Annotated in this window: 5 protein-coding genes; 1 reads left to right on the top strand and 4 read right to left on the bottom strand. The window is 61.1% G+C overall.

The features are described from left to right. Positions 1-75: 75 nt before the first annotated feature. Positions 76-1,629 carry a bifunctional aminoglycoside phosphotransferase/ATP-binding protein gene (locus EN935_RS24185; RefSeq protein WP_127264865.1) on the bottom strand — a complete coding sequence of 518 codons (1,554 nt, stop codon included), beginning with the start codon at positions 1,627-1,629 and terminating at the stop codon, positions 76-78. A 53-nt stretch (positions 1,630-1,682) separates the two neighbouring features. Beyond that, positions 1,683-2,081, bottom strand: a complete 399-nt coding sequence (locus EN935_RS24180) for a cytochrome c (protein WP_127264866.1) — start codon at positions 2,079-2,081, stop codon at positions 1,683-1,685. A gap of 173 nt (positions 2,082-2,254) precedes the next feature. Here EN935_RS24180 and EN935_RS24175 point away from each other — a divergent pair, with 173 nt between their 5' ends. Next, complete coding sequence (locus EN935_RS24175; protein WP_126068013.1) at positions 2,255-3,091, top strand: universal stress protein; 837 nt, start codon at positions 2,255-2,257, stop codon at positions 3,089-3,091. 70 nt (positions 3,092-3,161) lie between these two features. Here EN935_RS24175 and EN935_RS24170 read toward each other — a convergent pair whose 3' ends face one another. Further along, positions 3,162-3,608: a pyridoxamine 5'-phosphate oxidase family protein gene (locus tag EN935_RS24170; protein WP_127264867.1), complete on the bottom strand. Its 447-nt coding sequence runs from the start codon at positions 3,606-3,608 to the stop codon at positions 3,162-3,164. Positions 3,609-3,619: 11 nt separating this feature from the next. Beyond that, the coding region (locus tag EN935_RS24165; RefSeq protein ID WP_127264868.1) for a phosphoribosyltransferase at positions 3,620-4,355 on the bottom strand (736 nt) is incomplete at its 5' end.

Genomic DNA, 4,355 nt, shown 5'->3' with positions numbered 1-4,355 from the left:
GCGTCATCCAATTGAACCCGGCCTTGTCGAGGCAACTCTCGAACTCAGTTGAGGCCGATCGCCCTGCCGCACCAGTCAGGAGGCTGTGCGCAGGGCCTTGGAAGTATCGCCCTCGGAAAACCCACTCAATTCCGCGACAGTGTCGGCGAGCTTTCGATCGGCGTTGATCTTTTGCCAGCTAGACTGGGTGGCATTTCGCTGCAATTGCCGCGAGAGGATATCTATCGTGGCGTCTGAAGGACCGCCCTTGCGGTCACTGACTCGCTGCCAAAGGACGAGCGGGTCCGCCTCCAACCAAAATCCGGAGAATCTGATAGCCCGGCTGCGCGCCGCTTTCTCGATCCGCTCACGATCGGCCGGTCTGTCGAAAACGGCATCGGCGACGACGGAGCCGCCCTCGGAAAGGATCAGGCCGGCGCGACATGCCATTTCGTGGTAGACCCGGTCAGAGACCTCCGGCCGGTAGGCCCGGTCTGGCAGCCTGGTCTCTGCAGGCACTCCATGCATGGCTTTGCGGATGCGGTCGCTTTCGACAATGCGGGCGCCGGGCGGCGCACCAACATGGGCGGCCAGCGCCTCTGCAACGGTCGTCTTGCCGGAGCCACTGAGGCCGCCGATGGCAACGAGCCGCGGAGGCGTTTGCTGGAGAAATGTTCGGGCAAGTTCGAAATAAGATCTGGCCTCGGCAATCAACTTGTCGGAATCGGTACTGCCTTCCTCGACTTGCGTTGCGGTGACGTGCGCGCGTACTGCGGCTCGGACCGCCATGAAAAACGGCAGCAGGACAAAGCCATCCTCGTCATCGGCCTCGTCGAGGTAGCGGTTCATCACGAGATTGGCGAGCCCCGGAAAACCACGGTGCCAAAGGTCCATCAGCAGGAAGGCAAGGTCGTAGAGCACGTCGATGCTGGCGATCTGGTCGTTGAATTCGATGCAATCGAAAAGGCGGGGCTCGCCGTCGAAGAGGCAGATGTTGCGCAGGTGCAGATCGCCATGGCAGCGGCGGACCTTGCCCGCTGCCTCCCGACGGTCGAGCACTCCGGCGTGGCGGGCATGGGCGGTGCGGAAGGCCTCGGCAAAGCTCGTGACCTCTGCTTTTGCGAAAACGTGGCTGGTGGCAAAGCCGGCCTCGTTGATGTCGAGCACGCCCGCCATGTTGGACGACCCGCTGCCATTGTGGACCGTCGGCGCCGCTCGGTGGTATCCCACGATCATGCGCGCGACCGTGGTCATCAGCACAGGCGTCAATTCTCCAGCGGTCGCCATTCGATCGAGAAGCTTGGACTGGGCGAAGCGGACCATCTCGATCGCCGCGTCGACCAGTTGCCCCGGGCCGTCAAAAGCCAGTTTGCCGTCGGCTTCCCGCGTGACGCGCCGCACTCCCAGATAGAGGCCGGGTGCGGTTTTCGAGTTGAGTTCCACCTCTTTTTCGCAAGCGGCCAGCCTCAGTGCCGGCGTCGAGAAATCGACATAGGGTAGCTTGACCGCCCGCTTCATCTTGTAGGCGCGTTCGCCAGTCAGAAAAATGCGCGAGATATGGGTATCGATCGCCTCGACCGGTCCGGTCGCGCCATATGAGGCAGAATCAAGCAGGAACGCGGTAACGGATTGCTGGTCGTCAACAATCATGGCCGGCCTCCTCGATGCCTGTGTCATGCGGAGACTGTTTCCGCCATCTGCATTCATTGCTGCAACGTCTCGACATAACCGGCCAGATCATGGATCCGTTCCCTGGTGACGATTTCCCCGGCGTTCGGGCCATACTTCTTCACGTCACCGGGAAGGAATTGCTGGCCCCAGACCGGCATGTCGCGATCGCCATGCCCCGGCACCATGGCGCGGCCGTCGATCACGGCAAACACGCGCCAATAAGGGAATTCGCCGCCATTGCGCCTGGAGAGGCGCGTCAGGTCGCTTGGCCGCTTCAACAGCTCGTCGCCCAACGGTCCATCGCCCTTGCCTTCAGGGCCATGGCAGACGGCGCATGAGTTCATGTATTCGGCCTTGCCGTTGCCGAGTTCCTGGGCGCCGGCCGCGTCGAAGGCCAATCCTGCCAGAGCCGCCGCGATCAGGAATTTCATCTGCGTTTCCCCGATTGATCGACTGAACCTACAGCCTTGGCTTGCGCACACGTTGATGCGGATCAAATGCCGCCGCAGTCACGGTGTTTGATTCAGCGCAATGAACGCACCGGGCGCCCTCGCTAATGACGAGATCACGACTGAGCCTTCACTCGAAATGAGGAGTTGCCGCCGTGACTTTCAGGACACTGCTTACAGTTACCGGACCGAACCAGGGCGAAGGCGATCTGAAGCTCGCCGCTGACCTGTGCGAACAGATCGGTGCCCATCTCTCCGTGCTCGTTCTCGAACTGGCCGCGCCGCCCTCAGGCGGCGAGTATGCTGCTGTCGTCTCGCCAGCTTGGCTGGAGGAACGTCAGGCCGAACTGAAAAGGCTTGAGAAACGAATTTCGGACGTCGCCGGCTTTCTCTCCCAGAGCGCCGTATCGGCTGATCTGAGCGACGACTATCCCGACACGGGATGGGCGGACGACGTCATCGGAAGGCGTGCCCGCTACGCCGATCTGACCATTCTGGGGCCGGATTTGCTGGCAAGCCATACGCTGAAGGATAAGGTCATCCAGGGCGTGCTGTTCTCGTCAGGAAAGCCCATGCTGCTTGTTCCCGAGGGCTCGCGCCCGACGCTGAAGCCGAAACGCATCCTCGTTGCATGGGACGCCCGCCTTGAGTCATCGCGCGCCGTCCGCGAGTCGCTCCATATGCTGAAAGGCGCCGACGATGTGCGCCTTGTCATCGTCGATCCAATAGAAGATGAGTTCCATCATGGCGAGGAGCCAGGTGCAGATGCCGCGGCCTATCTTGCCCGGCATGGTGTGAAGGTTACGGTCGACCGGCTGCCGAGCTCGAACCATTCGGTCGCCGACGTGCTTCGCCAGCATGCCGACGACGTTGCCGCCGAGCTGATGGTCATGGGCGCCTATGGCCATTCCCGGTTTCGCGAGCGCATTTTCGGAGGCATCACGAAGTCGATGCTTGACGATCATTCGCTGCCGATCCTGATGGCACGCTAGCAATCCACGTCATGGCCGGCGCTGATTGCGCCGGCCCATTCCATTTCCCGCAACCAATTGGTCGAGCGACCTACTCGGTCGCTTCTCGTCCGGACACCTGCTCGATGAGGATCCGGAAGAAAACATGCGGTGCACTGTCGGCCGTGGGAGGAACGACCGGCTTGAGTGCACCCGGCTCCCACCAGTCCGCGTGTTTGCTCAACACCGACCAAGCATGATCCCGCTCAAGCTTGTGACCGATACGATCAGGTAGCTCTTCGTATCGGCCATCGACGACGACGCTTCTCCATCCTCGCCCTTGGCTATGTTCATCGACTTGGACGGACACCAGCGGATTGGCTCGCATCCATTCGATCTTCTTGCCCGGCATGGAAAACGCGTAAAGATGAGCATCCGCATGGGCGTAGTGGAAGGGCACGACGTAGGGCTGCCCGTCCTTCGCGCATGCCAGGCGGCCAACACGATTGGCTGTCAGCATTTTGGTGCACTCCAAGGCAGAAAGCGTGCGGATCAGCATGATGTGACCTCCTATTTCTCGCGGTTGTCCCGTGTCTTTGATTTTGTGGTGGCTTTTGAGCCATGGCCAGCGGCGTGTTGCGTACTTCGATGCTGCCCGGCTTTTTGCGACCGAATAGCCTCGTCCATCGCAGCGGCGACATCGCTGTCGGAGAGCTGAGGAAACCGAAGGTAATGGTAACTCAGGGCATGGAACTGTCCTGGCTGACTGAGGCAAATCACACGATCCGCTTCCCGTGCCAGGTCAGCTACTGTCTCCTGCGGTGAAACAGGAAGAGCCACGATGATTTCCCGCGGTGACCGGCGCTTGAGAGCGCGAACCGCGACCTTCATGGTTGTACCGGTCGCTGCACCGTCATCCACTATGATCGCTGTCTTGCCGGTGATCGACAGGGGCCGCCGGTTGCCTCGATAGGCAAGGCACCTGTGTTCAAGTTCAGGGCGTTCTTTGGCGATCAAGACACGAAGCTCGTCGTCGTCGAGCGCGTAAGCCTCGACGATCTCACGGTTCAACACGACGTCCCCAGGCTCGCCATCGACGATTGCGGCAACAGCCAGTTCGGAATTGCCTGGGGCGCCGACCTTACGGACGATGAGTAGATCGAGAGGAGCATTGAGAGCCTTGGCCACTTCCGCAGCGACAGGAACCCCACCTCGCGGCAATGCCAGCACGACAGGCCGGTGCAGTTGAAGCTTGCTCAACTCCATGCCGAGCTTCTCTCCAGCCTCTTGCCGGTCCCGGAACATC

The sequence above is a fragment of the Mesorhizobium sp. M7D.F.Ca.US.004.03.1.1 genome, from assembly GCF_003998635.1.
Lineage (GTDB): Bacteria > Pseudomonadota > Alphaproteobacteria > Rhizobiales > Rhizobiaceae > Mesorhizobium > Mesorhizobium loti.
This window is presented reverse-complemented; position numbering and strand designations above follow the sequence as displayed.

What these genes read in the sequence shown, in the direction of transcription:
- EN935_RS24185 (WP_127264865.1), bottom strand. Translation starts at nt 1,629, where the DNA reads ATGATTGTTGACGACCAGCAATCCGTTACCGCGTTCCTGCTTGATTCT.
- EN935_RS24180 (WP_127264866.1), bottom strand. Translation starts at nt 2,081, where the DNA reads ATGAAATTCCTGATCGCGGCGGCTCTGGCAGGATTGGCCTTCGACGCG.
- EN935_RS24170 (WP_127264867.1), bottom strand. Translation starts at nt 3,608, where the DNA reads ATGCTGATCCGCACGCTTTCTGCCTTGGAGTGCACCAAAATGCTGACA.